Origin of the sequence: Streptomyces litmocidini (genome assembly GCF_014649755.1) — a bacterium.
Lineage (GTDB): Bacteria > Actinomycetota > Actinomycetes > Streptomycetales > Streptomycetaceae > Streptomyces > Streptomyces litmocidini.
Genome location: NZ_BMTQ01000004.1, coordinates 249,793 through 272,156, shown reverse-complemented (window position 1 = coordinate 272,156; position 22,364 = coordinate 249,793). Strand labels below are relative to the sequence as shown.

The 22,364-nt window shown below is 73.1% G+C and carries 23 protein-coding genes; 18 read left to right on the top strand and 5 right to left on the bottom strand.

The features are described 5' to 3' along the window. Window positions 1-2: 2 nt before the first annotated feature. Window positions 3-908 carry a ribonuclease Z gene (locus tag IE180_RS10855; RefSeq protein ID WP_190156607.1) on the top strand — a complete coding sequence of 302 codons (906 nt, stop codon included), beginning with the start codon at window positions 3-5 and terminating at the stop codon, window positions 906-908. A 2-nt stretch (window positions 909-910) separates the two neighbouring features. Next, entirely contained in the window at window positions 911-1,918 is a 1,008-nt protein-coding gene (locus IE180_RS10850) for an adenosine deaminase (RefSeq protein ID WP_190156856.1), read from the top strand. A 178-nt stretch (window positions 1,919-2,096) separates the two neighbouring features. Here IE180_RS10850 and IE180_RS10845 read toward each other — a convergent pair whose 3' ends face one another. Beyond that, on the bottom strand, window positions 2,097-2,351 hold the full coding sequence (locus IE180_RS10845; protein ID WP_190156606.1) for a hypothetical protein: 255 nt from the start codon (window positions 2,349-2,351) through the stop codon (window positions 2,097-2,099). A 79-nt stretch (window positions 2,352-2,430) separates the two neighbouring features. Between IE180_RS10845 and IE180_RS10840 the strand changes: the two genes are divergently transcribed. Continuing rightward, complete coding sequence (locus IE180_RS10840; protein WP_190156605.1) at window positions 2,431-2,895, top strand: RICIN domain-containing protein; 465 nt, start codon at window positions 2,431-2,433, stop codon at window positions 2,893-2,895. Window positions 2,896-2,899: 4 nt separating this feature from the next. On the opposite strand, the gene IE180_RS10835 is transcribed toward IE180_RS10840, so the two are convergent. Next, window positions 2,900-4,327 (bottom strand): MFS transporter, encoded by a 1,428-nt coding sequence (locus IE180_RS10835; protein ID WP_190156604.1) that lies wholly within the window; start codon window positions 4,325-4,327, stop codon window positions 2,900-2,902. A gap of 256 nt (window positions 4,328-4,583) precedes the next feature. Here IE180_RS10835 and IE180_RS10830 point away from each other — a divergent pair, with 256 nt between their 5' ends. From IE180_RS10830 to IE180_RS10810, 5 genes are all read left to right on the top strand, one after another. Further along, window positions 4,584-5,702, top strand: coding sequence for a carbohydrate kinase family protein (locus IE180_RS10830; protein ID WP_190156603.1), 1,119 nt, complete (start codon window positions 4,584-4,586; stop codon window positions 5,700-5,702). Between the two features lie 106 nt (window positions 5,703-5,808). Then, entirely contained in the window at window positions 5,809-6,846 is a 1,038-nt protein-coding gene (locus tag IE180_RS10825; RefSeq protein ID WP_190156602.1) for a PhoH family protein, read from the top strand. Between the two features lie 12 nt (window positions 6,847-6,858). After that, on the top strand, window positions 6,859-7,356 hold the full coding sequence (ybeY, locus tag IE180_RS10820; RefSeq protein WP_041129173.1) for an rRNA maturation RNase YbeY: 498 nt from the start codon (window positions 6,859-6,861) through the stop codon (window positions 7,354-7,356). Between the two features lie 5 nt (window positions 7,357-7,361). Beyond that, window positions 7,362-8,657 (top strand): hemolysin family protein, encoded by a 1,296-nt coding sequence (locus IE180_RS10815; RefSeq protein WP_190156601.1) that lies wholly within the window; start codon window positions 7,362-7,364, stop codon window positions 8,655-8,657. Next, window positions 8,654-9,007, top strand: coding sequence for an MmcQ/YjbR family DNA-binding protein (locus IE180_RS10810; protein ID WP_190156600.1), 354 nt, complete (start codon window positions 8,654-8,656; stop codon window positions 9,005-9,007). The genes IE180_RS10815 and IE180_RS10810 overlap by 4 nt, the downstream gene beginning before the upstream one ends. Window positions 9,008-9,161: 154 nt before the next feature. Here the strand turns inward: IE180_RS10810 and IE180_RS10805 are convergent, their stop codons facing one another. Beyond that, window positions 9,162-10,583: an MFS transporter gene (locus IE180_RS10805; RefSeq protein ID WP_190156599.1), complete on the bottom strand. Its 1,422-nt coding sequence runs from the start codon at window positions 10,581-10,583 to the stop codon at window positions 9,162-9,164. A 168-nt stretch (window positions 10,584-10,751) separates the two neighbouring features. On the opposite strand from IE180_RS10805, the gene IE180_RS10800 reads away from it, so the two are divergent. The 7 genes from IE180_RS10800 (at window position 10,752) to IE180_RS10770 (ending at window position 17,753) form a co-directional block, all read left to right on the top strand. Further along, window positions 10,752-11,573 carry a helix-turn-helix transcriptional regulator gene (locus IE180_RS10800; protein WP_373302739.1) on the top strand — a complete coding sequence of 274 codons (822 nt, stop codon included), beginning with the start codon at window positions 10,752-10,754 and terminating at the stop codon, window positions 11,571-11,573. A gap of 109 nt (window positions 11,574-11,682) precedes the next feature. Beyond that, complete coding sequence (locus IE180_RS10795; RefSeq protein WP_190156597.1) at window positions 11,683-12,045, top strand: cytidine deaminase-like protein; 363 nt, start codon at window positions 11,683-11,685, stop codon at window positions 12,043-12,045. Between the two features lie 210 nt (window positions 12,046-12,255). Continuing rightward, window positions 12,256-12,735 (top strand): hypothetical protein, encoded by a 480-nt coding sequence (locus tag IE180_RS10790; protein WP_190156596.1) that lies wholly within the window; start codon window positions 12,256-12,258, stop codon window positions 12,733-12,735. A gap of 200 nt (window positions 12,736-12,935) precedes the next feature. Further along, window positions 12,936-14,270 (top strand): beta-xylosidase, encoded by a 1,335-nt coding sequence (locus IE180_RS10785; protein ID WP_190156595.1) that lies wholly within the window; start codon window positions 12,936-12,938, stop codon window positions 14,268-14,270. Between the two features lie 72 nt (window positions 14,271-14,342). Continuing rightward, the gene (locus IE180_RS10780; RefSeq protein ID WP_190156594.1) at window positions 14,343-15,311 is read left to right on the top strand and encodes a WxL protein peptidoglycan domain-containing protein; all 969 of its coding nucleotides are present in this window, start codon (window positions 14,343-14,345) and stop codon (window positions 15,309-15,311) included. A gap of 21 nt (window positions 15,312-15,332) precedes the next feature. Further along, the gene (era, locus tag IE180_RS10775; protein WP_373302723.1) at window positions 15,333-16,283 is read left to right on the top strand and encodes a GTPase Era; all 951 of its coding nucleotides are present in this window, start codon (window positions 15,333-15,335) and stop codon (window positions 16,281-16,283) included. A 33-nt stretch (window positions 16,284-16,316) separates the two neighbouring features. Beyond that, complete coding sequence (locus IE180_RS10770) at window positions 16,317-17,753, top strand: TerD family protein (RefSeq protein ID WP_190156592.1); 1,437 nt, start codon at window positions 16,317-16,319, stop codon at window positions 17,751-17,753. Here IE180_RS10770 and IE180_RS10765 read toward each other — a convergent pair. Then, window positions 17,750-18,004 (bottom strand): protealysin inhibitor emfourin, encoded by a 255-nt coding sequence (locus tag IE180_RS10765; protein WP_190156591.1) that lies wholly within the window; start codon window positions 18,002-18,004, stop codon window positions 17,750-17,752. The genes IE180_RS10770 and IE180_RS10765 overlap by 4 nt on opposite strands. A gap of 20 nt (window positions 18,005-18,024) precedes the next feature. Further along, window positions 18,025-19,071 (bottom strand): M4 family metallopeptidase, encoded by a 1,047-nt coding sequence (locus IE180_RS10760; RefSeq protein WP_190156590.1) that lies wholly within the window; start codon window positions 19,069-19,071, stop codon window positions 18,025-18,027. Between the two features lie 293 nt (window positions 19,072-19,364). Here IE180_RS10760 and leuA point away from each other — a divergent pair, with 293 nt between their 5' ends. The 3 genes from leuA (at window position 19,365) to IE180_RS10745 (ending at window position 22,238) form a co-directional block, all read left to right on the top strand. Beyond that, a complete protein-coding gene (leuA, locus tag IE180_RS10755) occupies window positions 19,365-21,128 on the top strand; it encodes a 2-isopropylmalate synthase (RefSeq protein WP_190156589.1) in 1,764 nt (587 codons plus the stop codon). Between the two features lie 48 nt (window positions 21,129-21,176). Beyond that, window positions 21,177-21,431, top strand: a complete 255-nt coding sequence (locus IE180_RS10750) for a hypothetical protein (RefSeq protein WP_229860427.1) — start codon at window positions 21,177-21,179, stop codon at window positions 21,429-21,431. A gap of 114 nt (window positions 21,432-21,545) precedes the next feature. Continuing rightward, window positions 21,546-22,238, top strand: coding sequence for a TerB family tellurite resistance protein (locus tag IE180_RS10745; protein ID WP_190156588.1), 693 nt, complete (start codon window positions 21,546-21,548; stop codon window positions 22,236-22,238). The last annotated feature ends 126 nt before the right edge of the window (window positions 22,239-22,364 follow it).

The following is a 22,364-nucleotide window of genomic DNA, read 5'->3' as shown; positions in this document are numbered from 1 at the left end:
CCGTGTCCGTACGTGAACTGGTCGTCCTCGGGACCGCGAGCCAGGTCCCGACCCGGCACCGCAACCACAACGGCTACGTGCTGCGCTGGGACGGGAAGGGCATCCTCTTCGACCCGGGCGAGGGCACCCAGCGCCAGATGCTGCGGGCCGGGGTCGCCGCGCACGACCTCGACCGGATCTGCGTCACGCACTTCCACGGCGACCACTCGCTCGGCCTGGCCGGGGTGATCCAGCGGATCAACCTCGACCAGGTCCCGCACCCGGTCACCGCCCACTACCCGGCGAGCGGGCAGCACTTCTTCGAGCGACTGCGGTACGCCACGGCCTACCGCGAGACCGTGAAGCTCATCGAGTCGCCCGTCGCCGCCGACGGGCCGCTCGCCGTCACCGGGTCCTTCACCCTGGACGCCCGCCGGCTCTCCCACCCCGTCGAGTCCTACGGCTACCGGATCACCGAGCCCGACGGGCGCCGCCTGCTGCCCGAGAAGCTCGCCGCGCATGGCATCAAGGGCCCCGACGTCGGCCGGATCCAGCGCGAGGGCGGCCTGAACGGCGTCTCCCTCGACGAGGTCAGCGAGGTCCGGCGGGGGCAGCGCTTCGCCTTCGTCATGGACACCCGGCTCTGCGACGGGGTGCACGCCCTCGCCGACGGTGCCGACATGCTCGTCATCGAGTCGACCTTCCTCGACGAGGACGTCCGGCTCGCCACCGACCACGGCCACCTGACGGCCGGGCAGGCCGCCGCCGTCGCGCGCGACGCGGGCGTCCGGCACCTCGTCCTGACCCACTTCTCGCAGCGCTACTCCGACCCCGCCGCCTTCGAACGGCAGGCGCGGGCGGCCGGGTTCGACGGCGAGCTGAGCATTGCCCAGGACCTCATGAGGGTCCCCGTACCGAAACGAACGTGAACATGCCCCTCCCCTCCGGTCTCCCCAAGGCCGAACTGCACCTCCACATCGAGGGCACCCTCGAACCCGAACTCGCCTTCGCGCTCGCGGCCCGCAACGGCGTCGCCCTGCCGTACGCGGACACCGAGGCCCTCCGCGAGGCGTACAGCTTCAGCGACCTCCAGTCCTTCCTGGACCTCTACTACGGCCTGATGGCGGTCCTGCGCACCGCCGAGGACTTCACCGACCTCGCCGACGCCTATCTGGAGCGGGCCGCGGCCCAGGGCGTCCGGCACGCCGAGATCTTCTTCGACCCGCAGGCGCACACCGCCCGCGGCGTGCCGATCGGCACCGTGATCGAGGGCCTCGGCGCCTCCCTCGACCGCGCCGAGGAGCGGTACGGGATCTCCACCCGGCTCATCCTGTGCTTCCTGCGCGACGAGTCGGCCGAGTCGGCGCTCGCGACCCTGGACGCCGCGAAGCCGTACCTGCACCGGATCACCGGGGTCGGGCTGGACTCGGCGGAGGTCGGCCACCCGCCGGCCAAGTTCCGCGAGGTGTACGAGGAGGCCGCGAGGCTCGGCCTGCGCCGCGTCGCCCACGCGGGCGAGGAGGGCCCGGCGGCCTACGTCCGCGAGGCGCTCGACGTGCTCGGCGTGGAGCGGATCGACCACGGGCTGCGCTGCATGGAGGACCCGGAGCTCGTCGACCGGCTGGCCCGCGAGCGGATCCCGCTGACGGTGTGCCCCTTCTCGAACGTCCGGCTCCGCGTCGTCGACACCCTCGCCGACCATCCGCTCCCCGCCATGATGGCGGCGGGGCTGCTCGTCACCGTCAACTCCGACGACCCCGCGTACTTCGGGGGATACGCGGGCGACAACTTCGACGGGGTGCGCGACGCCCTGGGCCTGGCACCGGAGCAGCTCCGCGAGCTGGCGCGGAACTCCTTCCGGGCGTCGTTCCTGGAGGACGACGAGGCGCGGCGGGCGCGGTACCTCGCCGAGGTGGAAGCGTACGAGTTCGGCGCGTAGCGGCGGTTTTCCGCCGCATCCGTGCCGCGGGTTCCGCCGTACCGGCCCCGCGGGCTCCCCGCGCGGCGATACTGGCCGCCGACGGTCGTCGCGGGGGGAGCAGCAGGGTGTCGGACGCGTCCGGTCCCACGGGGGACTCCACGGGCGGGGAACCGGGTGCGGCCGCCGGCCGGCCCTCCTACCAGCCGCCTCGATGGGCCTGGTGGATGGTCGGGATCGTGGTGCCGCTGACCGGTGTTCTCGCGACGGTCCTGGCCCAGACGCAGCGCGCGGGCAGCGGGAGCGCGCCACCCGTCCAGGGTGCGCCTCCCGCGGCCCCGTCCACCACGACCGCCGCCCCGGCCGCCCCGTCGGCCTCCGTGACGTCCCCGGCCCCGGCGCCACCGAGCTCCTCGCCGCCGGCCTCCGTGCCGTCGCCGACCCGGGCCCCCACCGGGGCTCCGGAGACGGCCCCGCCCGCCCGGCGGTCCGATGCGCCCGCGCCGCCCGCCCGGCAGGACGCCGGCGGCACCGTGGCGCCTCCCGTGGGCTCGCTCGTGCGGATCGTGAACGGCAACAGCGGCCTGTGCCTCGCGGTGCCCGGTGCGTCGACCGACGTCGTCGACCTGAACCAGTTCGGCTGCGGCCCGTACCCCGACCACTTCTGGCGCCTGAGGGCCGCGGGCACGGACGGCGCGGGCCGGACCCGCTACCGGATCGTGAACGGCAACAGCGGCTACTGCGCGGCCGTGCCGGCCGCGAGCGAGGACGCGGGGATGCGCGTCAACCAGTTCCCCTGCGGCGACCATCCCGACCACTTCTGGCGGGTCGAGTACCAGAAGAGGGACGGCGGCGGACGCCCGCTTTACCGGATCGTGAACGCCCACAGCGGGCTCTGCCTCGCCGTCCCCGGCGCGGCCGCCCACGAGACCGCACCCGTCGCCCAGGACCCCTGCGGCCCGTACGCCGACCGCCTCTGGCGGTTCGGCCAGGAGTGAGGCCTCAGCCCCGGTCCGACGGGCGGGCCAGGCGGAACGCCGACTTCGCCATGCGGCGGCGTCCCGCCGGGACCGCGACCGGGGCGACCTCCTGCTCCGGCGCCCCCACCTGGGGGACCAGGGTCGCCGTCCCCGGGCCCCGTCCCGCGAGCACCGCCGCGGGCGCCCCGCCGCGCCGGCGGATCGAGCCCGGGACCAGGGGGCGGCCGGAGGCGTGCCGGGCGACCGCCGTCATGGGGGCGGCGACCAGCAGGAGCAGGGCGCAGAGGACCAGGCCCATGCCCGGGTAGCCCGCGCGGTCGGAGAGCAGGGAGCCGGTCACCGGGCCGCAGGCCACGCCGAGGGAGGAGGCCGAGCCGACCATGACGGCCCAGCGTCCGCGCGGGTCGAGGGAGGCGGCCAGGCCCAGGAGGTAGGACAGGACGACCGGGTAGACGGTGTTCCACAGGATCTCGCCGGTCGCGAAGCCGACGAGGTCCCCGGCGGACGAGCTCAGCCACACGCAGCCCGCGATGAGCACCGTGCCCGCGCCGATCGGGACCGCCCGGCCCAGGCGCGAGCCGAGCGCGCCCGCCGCCGTGACGCCGACGAGACCCGCGCCGAGCGCCGCCGCGAAGACCGCGCCGACGGTGACCTCGGAGAGGCCGGCCTGGGTGAGTCCGATGCGGCCGCTCACGCCCCACAGGGCGTTCTGCGCGAGGGACCAGCACAGGACGCCTGCGGCGAGCACGGCACCGGCGCGCCGGTGCGGCAGCGGCCCCGGGGCCGCCGTGTCCCCGGGCTCCCTGCCGGAGGCCGTGGCGGCAGCCGTGACTTCCCGTGCCGCGCGCGTGGCCGCGGCGGCTCCTCGTACCGCGCGCGTGGCCGTCGCGTCCTCCCGTGCCGCACGCCCGGCGTCCGGCAGCCGTCCCGTGGCCGGCCACACCAGGGCCGCCGCGCAGGCGATCGCGAGGAGCGGGGCGGCGTGGCCGCCGCCGAGGTGCGGAAGGGTCAGGTAGAGGGCGCCCGCCGCCGCGGAGACGGAGAGCAGGCCGAGGGTCGAGGCGCGGTGCGGGTCGCGCTGCCCGGCGATCCCCGCCACGGCCACCGCCGTCGCCGTGCCCGAGCCGAGGCCGCCGAGGACCGCGCCCGCGACCACCAGCGGCACGAGGCCGGTCGCGGCGGCGGAACCGTATCCCACGGCCATCGCGAGCAGGCCGGCGCGGGCGGCGCGGCGCGGTCCGGTCCGCTCTCCGCGCGCGGCGAGGGTGAAGCCGGCGGTCGAGGAGCCGAGGAGGAGGACGGAGCCGACCAGGCCCGCCTGGGCGGGCGTGAGGCCGAGTCCGGCGGAGAGGCGGCCGACGACGGTCGGCAGCAGGTACGGGGCGAGGTAGCCGGCGGTGAAGAGGGCGACGAGGGCGACGAGGGCCCCGTCGCGGGTCCGCGAGGACATGGGCGTTCCCAGGAACGGAAGGGGAGGGGTGGAGCGCCCGGGGCGTGCGCGGGGCACGGGGGTCGCGGCACCATGTGTATCAAGCGGGCGGGCGCCCGGAGAAGGTGGTTTCCGCCGGTTCGGCGTGTGATCCGGGTCACCAAGGGTTTGACGAGCGGGTGCGGGGGTAAGAGGGCGTACTTCTGTGCGTCCCGCCCGTCCCCCCACCCCCATCAGGCACACTGATCTGGTCCGCACCGCGACCGGGGAGTCTGCCGTGACCACAGCAAGGGGAGAGCAGCCGCAACACGACGCAGGGGTCGACCCGTTGGTGTGCCTGCGCGAGCCCACCGACCCGGCCTGCGACGTCTTCCTGACCGGCACCGTCTTCCTGGACATCATCTTCACCGGCCTGGACAGCGCGCCCGTCCGCGGCACCGAGTCCTGGGCCCGGGGGATGGGATCGAGCCCGGGCGGCGTCGCCAACATGGCCACCGCGCTCGCCCGGCTCGGGCTCCGCACCTCGCTCGCCGCCGCCTTCGGCGACGACCACTACGGCGAGTACTGCTGGGACGCCCTGGAGCAGGGCGAGGGGATCGACCTGTCGCTCTCCCGGACCGTGCCCGGCTGGCACTCGCCCGTCACCGTGTCCATGGCCTACGAGGGCGAGCGCACGATGGTCTCCCACGGCCACGAGGCCCCGCCGCTCGACGGCGCCCTGCCCGCCTACCCGCCGCACGCGCGCGCCGCCGTCGCCTCCCTCGTGCCCGGCCGCTCCGAGGAGTGGGTCGCCCAGGCCGCCCGCGGCGGCGCCAAGGTCTTCGCCGACGTCGGCTGGGACGACACCGGCCGCTGGGACCTGGCCGGCCTCACCGACCTCCAGCACTGCGAGGCCTTCCTGCCCAACGCCGCCGAGGCGATGCGCTACACCCGCACCGACTGCCCCCGGGCCGCCGCCCGCGCCCTCGCCGACAAGGTCCGCTACGCCGTCGTCACCCTCGGCGCCGAGGGCGCCTACGCCGTCGACGGCGCCACCGGCGAGACCGCCGAGGTCCCCGCCATCCAGGTCTCCGCCCTCGACCCGACCGGCGCGGGGGACGTCTTCGTCGCCGGCTTCGTCACCGGTACCCTCGCCGACTGGCCGCTCGCCGACCGGCTCGCCTTCGCCGGCCTGACCGCGGCGCTGTCGGTGCAGGAGTTCGGCGGCTCGCTGTCCGCCCCGACCTGGGACGAGATCGCCGCCTGGTGGCAGCACGTCCAGGGCCACGCCCGGCAGGACCCCGAGGCACTGCGCAGCCGCTACGCCTTCCTGGAGCGGCTCCTGCCCGCCCCGGCCCGCGCCTGGCCGCTGCGCAGGGCCGTGCCGACGATCGGGTTCAGGACGGCGCAGTCGTAAACCGCTACGGCCTTGTCGGCGCCTGGTCGTAGGCTTGGTAGCCGAGAGGTCGTCGAGCGGCGAGGACCCCGCAACGGGAGGTATGCGCAGGCCACAGTGCCGGCCCATGACTCACACACCCACAGCCCACGACGGAGCGCCCCGCGAGGAGGCGCCCGGACAGGCCCGCGCCCACTTCACCGTCCCCGCGAAGCACCCCATGGTGACCCTGCTCGGCTCGGGCGACGCCCTGCTCCGCGTGATCGAGCGGTCGTTCCCGGAGACCGACATCCACGTGCGGGGCAACCAGGTCAGCGCGGTCGGAGACGCGACGGAAGTCGCCCTGATCCAACGCCTGTTCGACGAGATGATGCTGGTGCTCCGCACCGGTCAGCCGATGACGGAGGACGCAGTGGAACGCTCGATCGCCATGCTCAGGGCGAGCGAGAACGGATCGGCGGAGGCCGGCGAGGAGACCCCCGCCGAGGTGCTCACGCAGAACATCCTCTCCAGCCGGGGCCGCACGATCCGCCCCAAGACGCTCAACCAGAAGCGGTACGTCGACGCGATCGACAAGCACACGATCGTCTTCGGCATCGGTCCCGCCGGCACCGGCAAGACCTACCTCGCCATGGCGAAGGCGGTCCAGGCCCTGCAGTCCAAGCAGGTCACCCGGATCATCCTGACCCGCCCCGCCGTCGAGGCGGGCGAGCGCCTCGGCTTCCTGCCCGGCACGCTCTACGAGAAGATCGACCCGTACCTGCGGCCGCTCTACGACGCCCTGCACGACATGCTCGACCCCGACTCGATCCCCAAGCTCATGGCGAGCGGGACGATCGAGGTCGCGCCGCTCGCGTACATGCGCGGACGGACGCTGAACGACGCGTTCATCATCCTCGACGAGGCGCAGAACACGAACCCCGAGCAGATGAAGATGTTCCTCACCCGCCTCGGCTTCGACTCGAAGATCGTCATCACCGGTGACGTGACCCAGGTCGACCTGCCGAACGGGACGAAGAGCGGCCTGCGGCAGGTCCGGGACATCCTCGAGGGGGTCCAGGACGTGCACTTCTCGACGCTCACGTCGCAGGATGTCGTCCGGCACAAGCTCGTCGGCCGTATCGTCGACGCGTACGAGCAGTACGACAGCCGCAACGGGAAGTAGCAGAAACAGCACATGTCGATCGACGTCAACAACGAGTCCGGCACCGAGGTCGACGAGCAGGCGATCCTCGACATCGCCCGCTACGCGCTCGCGCGCATGCGCATCCACCCCCTCTCCGAGCTCTCGGTGATCGTCGTGGACGCGGAGGCGATGGAGCAGCTCCACATCCAGTGGATGGACCTGCCCGGACCGACGGACGTCATGTCCTTCCCGATGGACGAGCTGCGCCCGCCGTCGAAGGACGACGAGGAGCCCCCGCAGGGCCTCCTCGGCGACATCGTGCTCTGCCCCGAGGTCGCCACCCAGCAGGGCAAGGACGCGCCGACGCAGCACTCCATGGACGAGGAGCTCCAGCTCCTCACCGTCCACGGCGTGCTGCACCTGCTCGGGTACGACCACGAGGAGCCGGACGAGAAGGCCGAGATGTTCGGCCTCCAGGCGGCGATCGTCGACGGCTGGCGCGCGGAGAAGGGGCTCACCGGCCCGTCCCCGGCGCCGACCGTCTCCTGACCCCGATGGACGCTTCGCTGATCTTCGGCGCGGTCGCGCTGGTCGTCGTCGCCTGGCTCGCCGCCTGCGCCGAGGCCGGTCTCGCCCGCGTCTCCAGCTTCCGCGCCGCCGAGGCCGTCCGCTCCGGGCGGCGCGGCTCGGAGAAGCTCGCCCAGGTCGCCGCCGACCCGACCCGCTACCTCAACGTGGCGCTGCTCGTCCGCGTCGCCTGCGAGATGGCGGCCGGCGTCCTCGTCACGTACGCCTGCCTGGAGGCCTTCCCGGAGACCTGGGAGGCCCTCCTCGTCGCCATCGTGGTGATGGTCCTCGTCTCGTACGTGGCCGTCGGCGTGTCGCCGCGCACCATCGGCCGCCAGCACCCGCTGAACACGGCGACCGCCGCCGCGTACGTGCTGCTGCCGCTGGCCCGGATCATGGGCCCGATCCCGCAGCTGCTCATCCTCATCGGCAACGCGCTGACCCCCGGCAAGGGCTTCCGCAAGGGCCCCTTCGCCTCCGAGGCCGAGCTGCGGGCCATGGTCGACCTCGCCGAGCAGGAGTCGCTGATCGAGGACGAGGAGCGCCGGATGGTGCACTCGGTCTTCGAGCTGGGCGACACCCTCGTCCGCGAGGTGATGGTGCCCCGGACCGACCTCATCTGCATCGAGCGGTACAAGACGATCCGTCAGGCACTCACCCTCGCGCTGCGCTCCGGCTTCTCCCGGATACCGGTCACCGGCGAGAACGAGGACGACATCGTCGGCATCGTCTACCTGAAGGACCTGGTCCGCCGGACCCACATCAACCGGGACTCCGAGGCCGACCTGGTGTCCACCGCGATGCGGCCCGCCGCCTTCGTGCCCGACACCAAGAACGCCGGCGACCTGCTGCGCGAGATGCAGCAGGAGCGCAACCACGTCGCCGTCGTCATCGACGAGTACGGCGGCACGGCGGGCATCGTCACCATCGAGGACATCCTCGAGGAGATCGTCGGCGAGATCACCGACGAGTACGACCGGGAGCTGCCGCCCGTCGAGGACCTCGGCGAGGACCGCTACCGGGTCACCGCCCGCCTCGACGTCGGCGACCTCGGCGAGCTGTACGGCTTCGGCCCCGACGAGTACGACGACGAGGACGTGGAGACCGTCGGCGGTCTGCTCGCCAAGGCCCTCGGCCGGGTCCCGATCTCGGGCGCCAGGGCGGTCGTGGAGCTGCCGGACGGACGCTCGCTGCGGCTGACGGCCGAGGCCTCCGCCGGCCGGCGGAACAAGATCGTCACCGTGCTCGTGGAACCGCTGGAGCCGGAGGAGGAGCCGGAATGACCCCCGACGAGCTGCGGACCCTCTGCCTGGACTTCAACGACGCGTCCGAGGAGTTCCCGTTCGGTCCCGACACCTCCGTCTTCAAGGTCGCCGGGAAGATGTTCGCGCTCTCGTGGCTCGACGCCGAGCCGCTGCGGGTCAACCTCAAGTGCGATCCGGACGAGGCGGTACGGCTCCGCGAGGAGCACCCGGCGATCGCTCCCGGGTACCACATGAACAAGCGGCACTGGAACACCGTGACCGTCGGAGAGCTCCCGGACCGGATGGTCCGGGAGCTCGTCGAGGACTCGTACGACCTGGTGGTCGCGGGTCTGCCGAAGGCCGTACGGCTCCGCCTCGACAGGCCGTAGCCGGGGCCGTACGGACACGGCTCCGGCGGGCCGTGGCCGAGGCCGTACGGGCCGGGTCCCGACGGGCCGGGTCCCGACGGGCCGGGTCCCGACGGGCCGGGTCCCGACGGGCCGGGGCCGTACGGGTCCGGCCCCGGCAGGCCGTGCCCCGGTTTCAGGACCGGCGCCGCAGGCCGAGGGCGACCACGGCCGCCGCGCCCAGCACGATCGCCGCGTCCAGGGCGATCACCGTGCGGACACCGGCGAAGAGGTCCGGGCCGGTGGTGGCGAGCACCCCGAGCAGCGGGATGCCGACCGTGAGACCGACCTGCTGGGTGGTGGTGACCAGACCGGTCGCCAGCCCCTGCTCCTCGTCGCGGACGCCGGAGGTGACGGTCACGCCGTACGAGATGATCGCGCCGAGGTGCAGCATCGACGCCAGGGAGACGGCCACGGTCGCCAGGACCGCGCCGGACTCCCGGCCGACGCCGAGGATCGCGGCGGTGAGCAGGCCCTGCCCGACGAGCGAGACCACCAGCGTGCGGTGGGCGCCGAAGCGGCCGATCACCTTCGGGGTGATCATGCCGGCGAGGATCGAGAAGGCGCCCTGGACGCCGAAGACGATGCCGGAGGCGAAGGCCGAGAGGCCGAGGGTCTCCTGCAGGTACAGGGTCAGGACGAAGACGATCGTCGACATCATCGAGAAGGTGACCAGACCGCCCAGGTTGCCGAAGGCGACGGTACGGCGGCGCAGCACCGGCAGCGAGACCAGCGGGGCCGGGTGCCGGGACTCGATCACGCCGAAGGCCACGAGCAGCAGCACGCCCAGGGCGAGGGCGACCGGGACGTCCACGCCGCCGAAGCCGCGCTCGGCCGCCGTCGTCAGGGCGTAGATCAGGGAGAGCAGACCGCCGGTGACGGTCATCGCGCCGGGCACGTCGAGGCGGGGCCGCTCGGGGGTGCGGGACTCGGGCAGCAGGCCCGGGGCGAGCGGCAGCACGACCAGCGTGAAGACGGCGAGCAGGGCCATCGTGGAGCGCCAGCCGAGGGTGTCGGTCATGACCCCGCCGAGCACCATGCCGATGGTGAACCCCAGGGACATCAGGGTGCCGGAGATGCCGAGCGCCCTGGCCCGCAGCGGGCCCTCGGGGAAGACGGTGGTGAGCAGCGCCATGCCGGTCGGCACGATCGCCGCCGCGCCCAGGCCCTGGAGGGCCCGGCCGGCGAGGAAGGCGCCGGGGCTCCAGGCGAGGGTGGCGAGCAGGGAGGCCGCGCCGAAGAGCACGAGGCCGGAGAGGAAGAGCCTCTTGCGGCCGAAGAGGTCGCCGATCCGGCCGAACAGGAGCAGGAAGCCGCCGGAGGGGAGGGCGAAGGCGGTGACTGCCCACTGGAGGGCGGACGGGTCGAAGCGCAGGTCGGCGCCGAGGACGGGCAGCGCGACGTTCAGGACGGAGAAGTCGAGGGCCACCATGAACTGGGCGGCGCACAGGACGAAGAGGACGAGCCGGTCGCGGCCGGTGAGGGCCGGGGGAGCGGCCGGGGCGGCGGCGGGGGAGACGGAGGCGGGGGACTCGGGCGGGGTGGTCGTCGTTGCCATGCCCCCACCTTCGGCGGACGGGAACAACGCCGGGGAGCGGGTACTTATCCTGTTGGTCGCACCACCAGGCATCCACCATGCGTCCAGGGGGAGGAAGCACACGTGGCCACCGCTCTCGAGAGTGCCGGCGCGAAGCGGCACCGACTCGGCGAACTGCGCGAGTTCCTGATGAGCCGTCGGGCCCGGATCAGCCCTGCCGAGGCGGGACTTCCGGACGGCGGTGCGCGCCGTCGCACGCCGGGCCTGCGCCGCGAGGAGGTCGCGGTCCTCGCGGGCGTCGGGGTCTCCTGGTACCAGTGGCTGGAGCAGGGCCGGGACATCACGGTCTCCCCGCAGGTCCTCGACTCGGTGGCGCGGGTGCTGCGGCTGAGCCCGGCCGAGCGGCGCCATCTGTACGTCCTGGCGGCGCTGAACCCGCCGCCGCTGGAGGCGGCCCCGGAGGACCTGGACATGTGCCACGGCCTGCGGCGGCTCATCGACGCGTGGATGCCGTTCCCGGCGCACATCATGGACCAGTACTGGAACACCGTGATGTGGAACGACGCGGCGGCGATCGTGCTCGGCATGCGCAAGGAGATCGTGCAGAACTGCCTGACCGCGTTCTTCACGGACCCGCTGTACCGCTCGCGGTCCAAGCGCTGGGAGGAGCTGGCGCCGAAGGTCGTCGCGCAGTTCCGTTCGGCGTGCTCCGAGTGCCCGGACGACGAGGGCTTCCGGGCGGTGGTCGAGGAGGCCAAGGAGCTCAGCCCGGAGTTCGCGGAGCTGTGGGAGCGGCGGGACGTCCTGCCGGGCGGCCAGAACCGCAAGGAGATGGAGCACCCGCTGGTCGGGACGCTGGTCGTGGAGGCCACCCAGCTCAGGGTCCCGGCCCGCCCGGACCTGGTCATCGTGATGCACACCCCCCTCCCCGAGGCGGACACGGCCGAGAAGCTGGAGTGGCTGGTGTCGCCGGAGGGTCGCCGCGGGGCGATGTACCCGGTCGCGGGCTGATCCCGGGCGGTCGGCGGTGGCCCCCCGGCCGGTCGCGGGCTGAGACCGCGGGCGATCACGGGCTGAGACCGGACCGGGCACGGCCCGGGCCGCGACCTATGCTCGCTCCATGACACTCAGCAGCGAGCACGGCGACCTCGGCGCCGAGGACCTCAAGATCATCACCCTTGCGCGGAGCGCCCGCGCCCGCAACGGCGTGCCCGAGGGCGCGGCCGTGCGCGACGAGACGGGCCGCACCTATGTGGCCGGCACCGTGGAGCTGGAGTCGCTCAAGCTGAGCGCCCTGCGGACCGCGGTCGCGATGGCCGTGGCCAGCGGTGCCGAGTCCCTGGAGGCGGCGGCCGTGGTGTCGAGCGCCGAGGCCGCCTCGGAGGAGGACCGCGCGGCCGTACGGGACCTGGGCGGCCCGGAGACCCCGGTGCTGCTCGCGGGTCCCGACGGCAAGCTGCGCGCGGCGGTCACGGCGGGCTGAGCCGGGCGGCGGGAACAGGACGGTGGAGCCCGGCGGCATGCCGGGCTCCACCGTCCTTCTGCGTTCGTGAAGGATCACCGCACCTTCTCTTGCCTTCCCCGGCGGTCTGCGCGTCAATGACAGCGGTTCGTCCGACGGACCGTCAGATCTCCATCGTCCACGCAGTGTCCGCACCCCTGCGTTCGGTATCGGAAGGGGTTCGAACCCGCCATGAGAAGCAGAAGCACCTTAGGGACCGTCGCGGTACTCACCGGGGCGCTCGCCGCCGCCGGACTCGCCTTCGCCCCGACGGCCGGCGCCGTCGCGCCGGGCTCGGCCACGGCGACGTACGACTGCGGCAGCTGGGGCGGTGGCGCCGCCACCCTCACGGCCACGCAGAGCGGCACCGCCGCGACCATCACCGTCAGCTCCTCCGTCACCACGCCGATCGCGGTCGGCACCGACACCATCAGCTCGACCCTGACGCTGGCCAGGGCCGGCGGCGGCACCCGGGTCTTCACCGGGAAGAAGAACCCGGCGCGCGCCGCCGGACAGTCCGTCGTCATGGGCCCGCTGAGCGGGACCGTGGCCTCGGGCGACAGCCTCAACTCGTACTTCGCGGGGGTCGCCCTCAAGATGGTGATCTTCGGGGTCACGGTGAACTGTGACGCGGTGACCTCGCAGTCGCCGGGCCCGTTCGTCTTCGGCTGAGCCCCGTTCCCACCCGGACCGGTGTCGCCCAGGGCGGCACCGGTCTCTGTCGTGATCTGTCGTGACCTGCGGAAACGACGGAAACGCGCCGATCTTGCCAGTATCTGATGGGTCATCAGTCGATGTGTTTCGACGCCATTGACTTCTCTCCGCACGCAGCCGTCAATGGCGCCCACTCATCCCTCAGGAGGGGGCACACCATGGCACTCACCCGATCCCGGGCGGCGGCCCGAAGACGGCGCTGGACCGCCGTCCTCGGCGTCACCGCCCTCGCGCTCGCCGGCACGGGCGCGCTCGCCGCCCCGGCCGGCGCGACGGCCACCTCGCAGTCGGTGGACTTCCGGACCCGCTGCGTCCCGCCGCCGATCGCCGGCATCCCGCCCATCGAGGGCACCACCACCGCCCGGATCACGGTCGACAAGGCCAGCCCCGAGGTCGGCGAGACCGTGACCGTGACCTACACCGTCACCAAGCCCGCCGCGTCCAACCCCGTCGACCTCGCGCTCCCGGCCGACATCATGACGCCCAGCGGCAAGGTGGTCCTCGGTGGCGCCCAGACCGGCACGGTCACCGTCACCGGCCCCAAGAAGAACCCGCCGGTCCCCGGCAAGGGCTCCTTCCCGGCCTTCTCCATGACGGGCACCTTCACCGCCACCGAGGCGGGATCGATCACCCTCTCGCCCGGCGACTACAACATCCACACCAGCTACCTCATGGAGCTGGACACCCCCTGTACGGTGCCCGACCCGCCCGCCCCGGTCTCCGAGACGGTCGTCGCGAGCCCCGCGGCCCATCCCAACACCCGCGCGCTCCAGCTCGACGGCGCCTCCGGGGACCCCGGCGTCCGGGTCACCGTCACCGGCTCGAAGTTCACCCCGCTCACCGAGGTCACCGTCGCCGGCCGCGCCGGAGCGGCGGAGACCGCCGACCGGATGACCGTCACGACCGACAGCGAGGGCGGTTTCGCCGCGCGCCTGAAGGTCAACGACCCGGCGACCACCGGGATCGTGGCGTACGAGGGCGCGGCCTGGGACTCCGAGAAGGGCGCGGGCCCCGTCGCGTACAAGGTGGTCGTCCCGGCCCCGCCGAACAGCCAGACGATCACGGCGGCCGTCACGCCCGGCGAACTGTCCATGACGCAGGCCGGGGACGCCGTCCAGCTGTCCTCCGTCGACTTCGGCGCGGGCGGCGCGGCCACCGGCGCCCTGCAGACGGTGACCGTCAAGGACTTCCGCGGCGGCCCCGCCGGCTGGTCCCTGACGGGCAAGGTCACCGACTTCACCGGACCCGGCGGCGCCATCGGCGGCGACAGGCTCAGCTGGACCCCCGCCTGCACCGCCAGGGCCGGCAGCCCCAGCGCCTGCGCGGCCGGCTCGGCGGGGCCGGTCGGCAGCGGCGGCGCGACCCTCGCCTCCACCCCGAACGGCGCCCTCACGGGCGGCGAGTTCACCGTCGACGCCCAGCTCTCCCTCGACGTCCCGGCGTTCACCGCGCCCGGCTCGTACGCGGGCGTGCTCACGCTGACCCTGTCCTGACCGTCCCGCGGGCCGGCGCGCACCCGGCCGGCCCGCTCCCCGCTCCGATCCGCACCCCCGGGGGGCCGCACCGTGCGTCGCAAGCTGTACGTACTCCTCCTGAGCGTCCTGAGCGTCCTCGGTGGCGCCGCCCTCGTGATCCTCGGCCCGCTCCCGCGGGCGACGGCCGCCGAGAACGGCGAGTGGGCCGTCTACCCGGCCGCCTCCCGGCTCGGCGGCCGCCCGTACTTCTACCTCTCCGCCGATCCCGGCACCACGCTCACCGACCGCGTCACCGTGGCCAACAAGACGTCCGCCCCGCTCACCTTCCGGCTGTACGGCGCCGACGCCCACAACACCGACCGGGACGGCGGCTTCGCCGTCCGCACCCGGCAGGAGAAGCAGACCGGCGCCGGAGCCTGGATCAAGCCCGAGCGGACCCGGATCACCGTCCCGGCCCGCTCCGCCGTCACCGTCCCCTACACCCTGACCGTCCCCGCCGACGCCGACCCCGGCGACCACCCCGGCGCCCTCGTCGCCCTCGACGAGCGGATCGCCCGGGGCGGGAAGGGCTCCGTCGCCGTCGGCGTCCAGCGCGCGGTCGGCGCCCGCGTCTACCTCCGGGTCAACGGGCCGACCGTCCCCGCCCTCGCCGTCGAGGACGTCACCCTCGACCAGGACCGGCCGCTGGTCCCCGGCACGCGCGCGAGCAGCGCCCTCGTCTCGTACACCCTGCACAACCGGGGCAACGTCACCCTCGACCCCAAGGTCGTCCTGAAGGCCCGGGGCCTCTTCGGCCGCACCCTCCTCGACCGCGAGCCGGCCGGAGTGCCGGCCGAGCTGCTGCCCCACCAGAAGATCCGGCTCACCGAGCGCTGGACCGGCTCCCCGCAGCTCGACCGGGGCGACGTGACCCTCACCGTCACCGCGAAGGACGTGGAGGAGACCGCCACCGTGTCCTTCCTGGCGCTGCCCTGGTTCGCCGCCGCGGTCCTCGTCGTGGGCGGCGCGGCCGGGTTCTGCGGCCTGCGGATACGGCGCCGCCGGGCACTGGGTGCGTGACGGGCGCGCTCATCGGGGACAATGGCCCCCATGAGCGCTCGCAACCAAGAAACCGAAGCCGTCCACCGGGCCGGCTTCGCCTGCTTCGTCGGCCGCCCCAACGCGGGCAAGTCCACCCTCACGAACGCTCTGGTCGGCCAGAAGGTGGCCATCACCTCGAACCGGCCGCAGACCACCCGGCACACCGTCCGCGGCATCGTGCACCGCCCGGACGCGCAGCTGATCCTGGTCGACACCCCCGGCCTCCACAAGCCGCGCACCCTCCTCGGCGAGCGGCTCAACGACGTCGTGCGCACCACCTGGGCCGAGGTCGACGTCATCGGCTTCTGCCTGCCCGCCGACCAGAAGCTCGGCCCCGGCGACCGCTTCATCGCCAAGGAACTCGCCGGGATCAAGAAGACCCCGAAGGTCGCGATCATCACCAAGACCGACCTGGTCGACTCCAAGACGCTCGCCGAGCAGCTCATCGCGATCGACCAGCTCGGCAAGGAGCTCGGCTTCGAATGGCAGGAGATCGTCCCGGTCTCGGCCGTCGGCGACAAGCAGGTCCAGCTCGTCGCCGACCTGCTCGTCCCGCTCCTGCCGGAGTCCCCGCCGCTCTACCCGGAGGGCGACCTCACGGACGAGCCGGAGCAGGTCATGGTCGCGGAACTGATCCGCGAGGCAGCGCTCGAAGGCGTACGGGACGAGCTGCCGCACTCGATCGCGGTGGTCGTCGAGGAGATGATCCCGCGCGAGAACCGCCCGGCCGACCGGCCGCTCCTCGACATCCACGCGAACGTGTACATCGAGCGCCCCAGCCAGAAGGGCATCATCATCGGCCCCAAGGGCAGCCGCCTCAAGGAGGTCGGCATGAAGTCCCGCAAGCACATCGAGGCGCTCCTCGGCACCCCGGTCTTCCTCGACCTGCACGTGAAGGTCGCGAAGGACTGGCAGCGGGATCCGAAGCAGCTGCGGAAGCTGGGCTTCTAGGCAGGCCCCCCGGCGGCGTGCCAGCATGGCGCCGTGACAGAGATCGTCAAGGGGGGAAACCTGCCTGTCCCCGGGCAGGCGTGGCGGATCGCGGTCGTCCGGCGGGCCGCCGGCGAGGGGGTGCCGGAGGTGGAGGCCTCCGCACTGCTCCTGGACGCCTCCGGCCGGGTCAGGGGCGACGGCGACCTGGTCTTCTACAACCAGCTCACGCACGCGTCCGGCGCGGTGCGCCTGACCGGGCGGGTGCGGGACGAGGACCAGCGGGTCGCCGACTGGCTGGAGATCGACACCGAGCGCGTCGAGCCCGCCGTCCAGCGCATCGTGATCACCGCCTCCGTCGACGGGGGGACGTTCGGCCGGGTGCCCGGCCTGCACATCCGGACGATCAGCGCGACCACGGGCGAGCAGCTGGCGCTGTACGAGGTCGACGACGCGAGCACCGAGACGGCGTTCGTCCTCGGCGAGTTCTACCGGCGCGACGGCGGGTGGAAGTTCCGTGCCGTGGGCCAGGGCTACGACTCCGGTCTCGTCGGCCTCGCCGAGGACTACGGCGTCGTGGGCGGGGACCCGGAGCCCGCCCCGGACGACGAGCCCGCCTCCGACGACGAGCCCGCCCCGGACGACGAGTCCGCCGTCGGCGCACTGCCGGAGGCCATCCCCGAGGAGCTCCTGGCCAAGGTCCGGGAGGCCGAGGCCGCCTCCGACGACGAGCCCGCCCCGGACGACGAGTCCGCCGTCGGCGCACTGCCGGAGGCCATCCCCGAGGAGCTCCTGGCCAAGGTCCGGGAGGCCGAGGCCGCCCCCGCACGGATCCCGGCACAGGTCCCCGTGCGGCGCCCCGCGCGGGTCGGCCCGCAGTCGGACGTCGATCTGTTCGGCGAGGACTTCCCGGAGTTCGTCCGCAGCGGCAGGGGCGCCGGGACCCTCACCGTCGACGTGCCGATCCCGGCCGGCTACGTCCTGGTCGACTCCGCCCGGAAGGGCGACGGCTACTTCGGAGTGGACAGCCTCGACGAGCACGGCAAGGCCGACGTCCTGCTCGCGAACACGACCCTGGAGGACCACGAGGGCCGTGGGCTGCTGCGGCACGACGGCCGGAACCCGCTGCGCCTGCGCGTGAACGCCCACGGCAGCGAGTGGACGATCGCCGTCCGTCCGGTGAGCACCGTGGAGGAGCTCGGCCGCGACGCCCGGGGGAGGGGCGCCGACGTGCTGCTGCACACCGGCCCCGCCGGTCTGCTCTCCTCCCGGCTCCACACGAAGTTCGGCCACGCGTACTTCCATGTGCAGGGCCATGAGCCGGGCGGCCGCGACCACCTGCTCGCCAACGTGGCGAGCAGGCTCCCCAGGGACGCGCGGCCGCTGCCCGAGGGGCCCCTGCTCGTGCAGGTCCGCAGTGCCGAGGGCGACTGGTCCCTGAAGGTCAGGCCGCCGAAGGAGAACAGGTTCTGGCGCCGCGCCGCCCGTTAGGCCCCCTCCTTGAGGACCCTCGTGACGAGAGTCCTCTGGGCGTCCGTGAGGTGCGGGTCGCGGCAGTGGGCCGTGCGGCCGTCGACGGTGATCTCGTACGAGAAGCCGTCCGGCACGCCCCGGCCGCCGCCGTCGTCGCCGTCCGCGAGGGCGGCGGCGGTGAGGGACTCCCACTCGGGTCCCGAGGCCTCCACCTCCGCCGACCGCTCGATGCCCGCGAAACCGCCCGTGCGTCGCACTCGAATCCGCATGGGCCCTGTCTACCAGCCGGTCACTCGGCGGGCACCCCCACCGCGGTCCAGGCCTTCAGGACGGCCTGCATCTCCTCCCCGTCGCCGTACCGCGCCTTCGCCGCCGCCACGGTGGCCCGCGCGAACTCCGAGAAGCGGGCCTCCCCGGTCAGCGTGCCGCCGGTCATCACGTCGTACCAGATCTGTCCGGCCCGCTCCCAGGCGTTCCCGCCGAGTTCGACGGCCAGCAGGTAGAAGGCGTGGTTGGGAATGCCGGAGTTGATGTGCACGCCGCCGTTGTCGGAGCTGGTGCGCACGTAGTCGGCCATGGTGGCCGGCTGCGGGTCCTTGCCGAGGACGTCGTCGTCGTAGGCCGTGCCGGGCTCCTTCATGGAGCGCAGCGCGACGCCGTTGTCGACGGCGGGGCCGAGGAGCCCGGCGCCGATCAGCCAGTCGGCCTGGGCGGCGGTCTGGCCCAGCGCGTACTGCTTCACGAGGGAGCCGAAGACGTCGGAGACCGACTCGTTGAGCGCCCCGGACTGGCCGTAGTAGGCGAGGTCGGCGGTGTGCTGGGTGAAGCCGTGCGCCAGCTCGTGGCCGATGACGTCGACGGGGAGCGTGAAGTCGAGGAACAGCTCGCCGTCACCGTCGCCGAACACCATCTGCTCGCCGTTCCAGAAGGCGTTGTCGTACTTCTCGTCGAAGTGGACGCTCGCGAGGAGCGGCATGCCCGCGCCGTCGATCGAGTGGTGGCCGTAGACCTTCGCGAAGAGGTCGAAGGTGGCGCCGAGGCCGGCGTAGGCGCGGTTCACGGTGGCGTCCCGCACCGCGGCGTCCCCCTCGCCGCGCACCCGGTCGCCGGGCAGCTCCGTGCGGTTCCCCGCGTCGTGGACGGTGCGCCTCGGCCTGTCGGAGGGCCCGGCGTCCGCGGGGGCGGCCGGACCCTGTGCGCGCGCCGTGCGCTGCGTCGCGTCCACCAGGAGCGTGCGCCGGGCGGCCTCGGAGATCGCCGGGTCGTCGGATTCGGCGAGCCGCTCCAGGACGTGCGGCGGGACGATCGTGCAGAAGGCGGGCGAGTGCTGGTTCATTCCTCGAATGTGGCACTGTGTGATGTCGCTGTCACGGGGTGAGACGAGGATTGGCGAAATGGAGTGATGAGTCACCTTTCGCCCTTGACGTGGCGGCCGTCCCGCATACTGAAACAGGACGTCCGCCTTCCACGGACCTGGGCTATGGTGACGCACATCATGCGTTTCGGGCTGCTTCTCCTTAGCTGCCGCGGCGAGGGCCTGTAGTCGTAGGCCGACCCCCTCCCCGCGGGTTTCGGTGTTGCGTTCGACAGTCGGCCGTCTCTCCCGCAGGACCCGAGGAGCCCTACGCAATGTCCCAGTCGCCTTTCGTCAGCCGCCCCACGCCGATCACCAACGCGACCCACACGCAGCAGCCGTCCGGGATGCCGATCCACAAGTACGGCCAGTACGAGGCCGTCGTCATCCCCGACCGGACCTGGCCCGAGAAGCGCATCACCAAGGCGCCCCGCTGGCTGTCCACCGATCTGCGCGACGGCAACCAGGCCCTGATCGACCCGATGTCCCCGGCCCGCAAGCGCGAGATGTTCGACCTGCTCGTACGCATGGGCTACAAGGAGATCGAGGTCGGCTTCCCGTCCTCCGGCGAGACCGACTTCGCGTTCGTGCGCTCCATCATCGAAGAGGGCGCGATCCCGGACGACGTCACCATCTCCGTCCTGACCCAGGCCCGCGAGGACCTGATCGAGCGGACCGTGGAGTCCCTGAAGGGCGCCAGGCGCGCCACCGTCCACCTGTACAACGCGACCGCGCCCACCTTCCGCCGGGTCGTCTTCCGCGGCTCGAAGGAGCAGATCAAGCAGATCGCCGTGGACGGCACGCGACTGGTGATGGAGTACGCGGAGAAGCTGCTGGGCCCGGAGACGACCTTCGGCTACCAGTACAGCCCCGAGATCTTCACCGACACCGAGCTGGACTTCGCCCTGGAGGTCTGCGAGGCGGTCTGTGACGTCTGGCAGCCCGGCCCGGGCCGCGAGATCATCCTCAACCTGCCCGCCACCGTGGAGCGTTCGACGCCGTCCACGCACGCGGACCGGTTCGAGTGGATGGCCCGGAACCTGACCCGCCGCGAGCACATCTGCATCTCCGTCCACCCGCACAACGACCGCGGCACCGCCGTGGCGGCGGCCGAGCTGGCGGTCATGGCGGGCGCGGACCGCGTCGAGGGCTGCCTGTTCGGCCAGGGCGAGCGGACCGGCAACGTCGACCTGGTGACGCTGGGCATGAACCTGTTCTCGCAGGGCGTCGACCCGCAGATCGACTTCTCCCAGATCGACGAGATCCGCCGCACCTCCGAGTACTGCAACCAGATGGAGGTCCACCCGCGCCACCCCTACGCGGGCGACCTGGTCTACACCGCCTTCTCCGGCTCCCACCAGGACGCCATCAAGAAGGGCTTCGACGCCATGGAGGCCGACGCGGCCGCCCAGGGCAAGACCGTCGACGAGATCGAGTGGGCCGTGCCGTACCTGCCGATCGACCCGAAGGACGTCGGCCGCTCCTACGAGGCCGTGATCCGCGTCAACTCGCAGTCCGGCAAGGGCGGCATCGCGTACGTCCTGAAGAACGACCACAAGCTGGACCTGCCCCGCCGGATGCAGATCGAGTTCTCGAAGATCATCCAGCAGAAGACCGACAGCGAGGGCGGCGAGGTCACGCCGGCCGCGATCTGGGCCGTCTTCCAGGACGAGTACCTGCCCAACCCGGACAACGCCTGGGGCCGCATCCAGCTGCGCTCCGGCCAGACCACCTCCGACACCGACGGCACGGACACCCTGACCGTCGAGGCGGTCGTCGACGGCGTCGACACCGTCCTGACGGGCTCCGGCAACGGTCCGATCTCCGCGTTCTTCTCCGCACTGCAGTCCATCGGCGTCGACGCCCGCCTGCTGGACTACCAGGAGCACACGATGAGCGAGGGCGCCTCCGCGCAGGCCGCCTCGTACATCGAGTGCGCCATCGACGGCAAGGTCCTGTGGGGCATCGGCATCGACGCCAACACCACCCGCGCCTCCCTGAAGGCGGTCATCTCGGCGGTCAACCGCTCCGCCCGCTGACCCCGGCGTCCACTGCCCCGCACCCTTCCTCCCGGAGGGTGCGGGGCAGTGGCACGCGTGGGCCGCGTCGCGGTCGCCGGCCCGCCTGGGGCCCCGCCCTCCACCTGGACCCCCGCCGCCTCCACCACCGCGCCGGCCCCGGCCCCGTCCGCCACCCCGGAGGGTGATCTCGCCACGACCGGTTCGGCCGTCGGACCCGGGAGGATCGCCGCCGCCGTGGCCCCCGCCGACGCCGTCGGCGGGGGCTTCCTGGCCTCTGCGAAGCGCCGCCGCCCCGCCTCCGGAGGCCTCCCGGACCGGTGACGTGTCTCGGCCATCTCCACGGCGAAGTCCTGACGGGGTGCTGACGCCACATCAAGGATGTGGCTAACATCACGCCAACGCCGGCAGTGCAGCCGGGCCGTTGAGGAGGTGCGTGTGCGGTCTGCCCGGAATTCACGTGGTGGGAAGGTGACCGTCTGCGGGATCCGCACCTCATGGAACACCGTCGGAGACGGCGAGTTCTTCTGCGAGGAGTGCGGGGGCGACCGCAACTACCGGCGGCGCACCGGCCGCCGCAGGTTCGCCGTCCTGGGCGTCCCCGTCCTGCCCCGCGGCTGTACCGGCCCCGTCGTCGAGTGCGCGGCCTGCCACACGCGCTTCGGTACGGAGGTGCTCGACCACCCCACGACGAGCCGTTTCTCCGCGATGCTGCGCGACGCCGTGCACACCGTCGCCCTCGCCGTCCTCGCGGCCGGCGGCACCGAATCCCGCGAGGTCCTGGACCGGGCCGTCACCGCCGTCCGGTCCGCGGGCTTCGCCGAGTGCACGGCCGTCCAGCTCGTCGACCTCGTCGAGGCGCTGGAGGCCGACACCGGACGTTTCATGCCCGAGGTGAACCCCGAGGGGACGCTCCTGTCGATCGAGCTCCACGAGGCGCTGGAGCCGCTCACCCCGCACCTGGCACCCGCCGGGCGCGAGTCGATCCTGCTCCAGGCCGCCCGGATCGCCCTCGCGGACGGGCCCTACGCCCCCGCGGAGACGGAGGTCCTCGGAACCGTCGGCAACGCCCTCGCGCTCGCCCCCGAGGACACCGTCCGCCTGCTGGCCTCGGCCCGCACCGTCCCCTAGACCCCGGGGGCCGCCGCCCTCCGCCCGCCCCGTACGGGCCTCCGCCGCGCGTCCTGCGTTTGACGACGCTCCGGCACGGGACTGCACTGGATACATGAGCGCCGCGGCGACTCCGCCCCAGGGAGA

What these genes read in the sequence shown, in the direction of transcription:
- IE180_RS10800 (WP_373302739.1), top strand. Translation starts at nt 10,752, where the DNA reads ATGAGCCGTCGGGCCCGGATCAGCCCTGCCGAGGCGGGACTTCCGGAC.
- IE180_RS10760 (WP_190156590.1), bottom strand. Translation starts at nt 19,071, where the DNA reads ATGAACCAGCACTCGCCCGCCTTCTGCACGATCGTCCCGCCGCACGTC.
- IE180_RS10810 (WP_190156600.1), top strand. Translation starts at nt 8,654, where the DNA reads ATGACCCCCGACGAGCTGCGGACCCTCTGCCTGGACTTCAACGACGCG.
- IE180_RS10825 (WP_190156602.1), top strand. Translation starts at nt 5,809, where the DNA reads ATGACTCACACACCCACAGCCCACGACGGAGCGCCCCGCGAGGAGGCG.
- IE180_RS10795 (WP_190156597.1), top strand. Translation starts at nt 11,683, where the DNA reads ATGACACTCAGCAGCGAGCACGGCGACCTCGGCGCCGAGGACCTCAAG.
- leuA (WP_190156589.1), top strand. Translation starts at nt 19,365, where the DNA reads ATGTCCCAGTCGCCTTTCGTCAGCCGCCCCACGCCGATCACCAACGCG.
- ybeY (WP_041129173.1), top strand. Translation starts at nt 6,859, where the DNA reads ATGTCGATCGACGTCAACAACGAGTCCGGCACCGAGGTCGACGAGCAG.
- era (WP_373302723.1), top strand. Translation starts at nt 15,333, where the DNA reads ATGGCCCCCATGAGCGCTCGCAACCAAGAAACCGAAGCCGTCCACCGG.
- IE180_RS10815 (WP_190156601.1), top strand. Translation starts at nt 7,362, where the DNA reads ATGGACGCTTCGCTGATCTTCGGCGCGGTCGCGCTGGTCGTCGTCGCC.
- IE180_RS10835 (WP_190156604.1), bottom strand. Translation starts at nt 4,327, where the DNA reads ATGTCCTCGCGGACCCGCGACGGGGCCCTCGTCGCCCTCGTCGCCCTC.
- IE180_RS10805 (WP_190156599.1), bottom strand. Translation starts at nt 10,583, where the DNA reads ATGGCAACGACGACCACCCCGCCCGAGTCCCCCGCCTCCGTCTCCCCC.
- IE180_RS10765 (WP_190156591.1), bottom strand. Translation starts at nt 18,004, where the DNA reads ATGCGGATTCGAGTGCGACGCACGGGCGGTTTCGCGGGCATCGAGCGG.
- IE180_RS10850 (WP_190156856.1), top strand. Translation starts at nt 911, where the DNA reads ATGCCCCTCCCCTCCGGTCTCCCCAAGGCCGAACTGCACCTCCACATC.
- IE180_RS10790 (WP_190156596.1), top strand. Translation starts at nt 12,256, where the DNA reads ATGAGAAGCAGAAGCACCTTAGGGACCGTCGCGGTACTCACCGGGGCG.
- IE180_RS10785 (WP_190156595.1), top strand. Translation starts at nt 12,936, where the DNA reads ATGGCACTCACCCGATCCCGGGCGGCGGCCCGAAGACGGCGCTGGACC.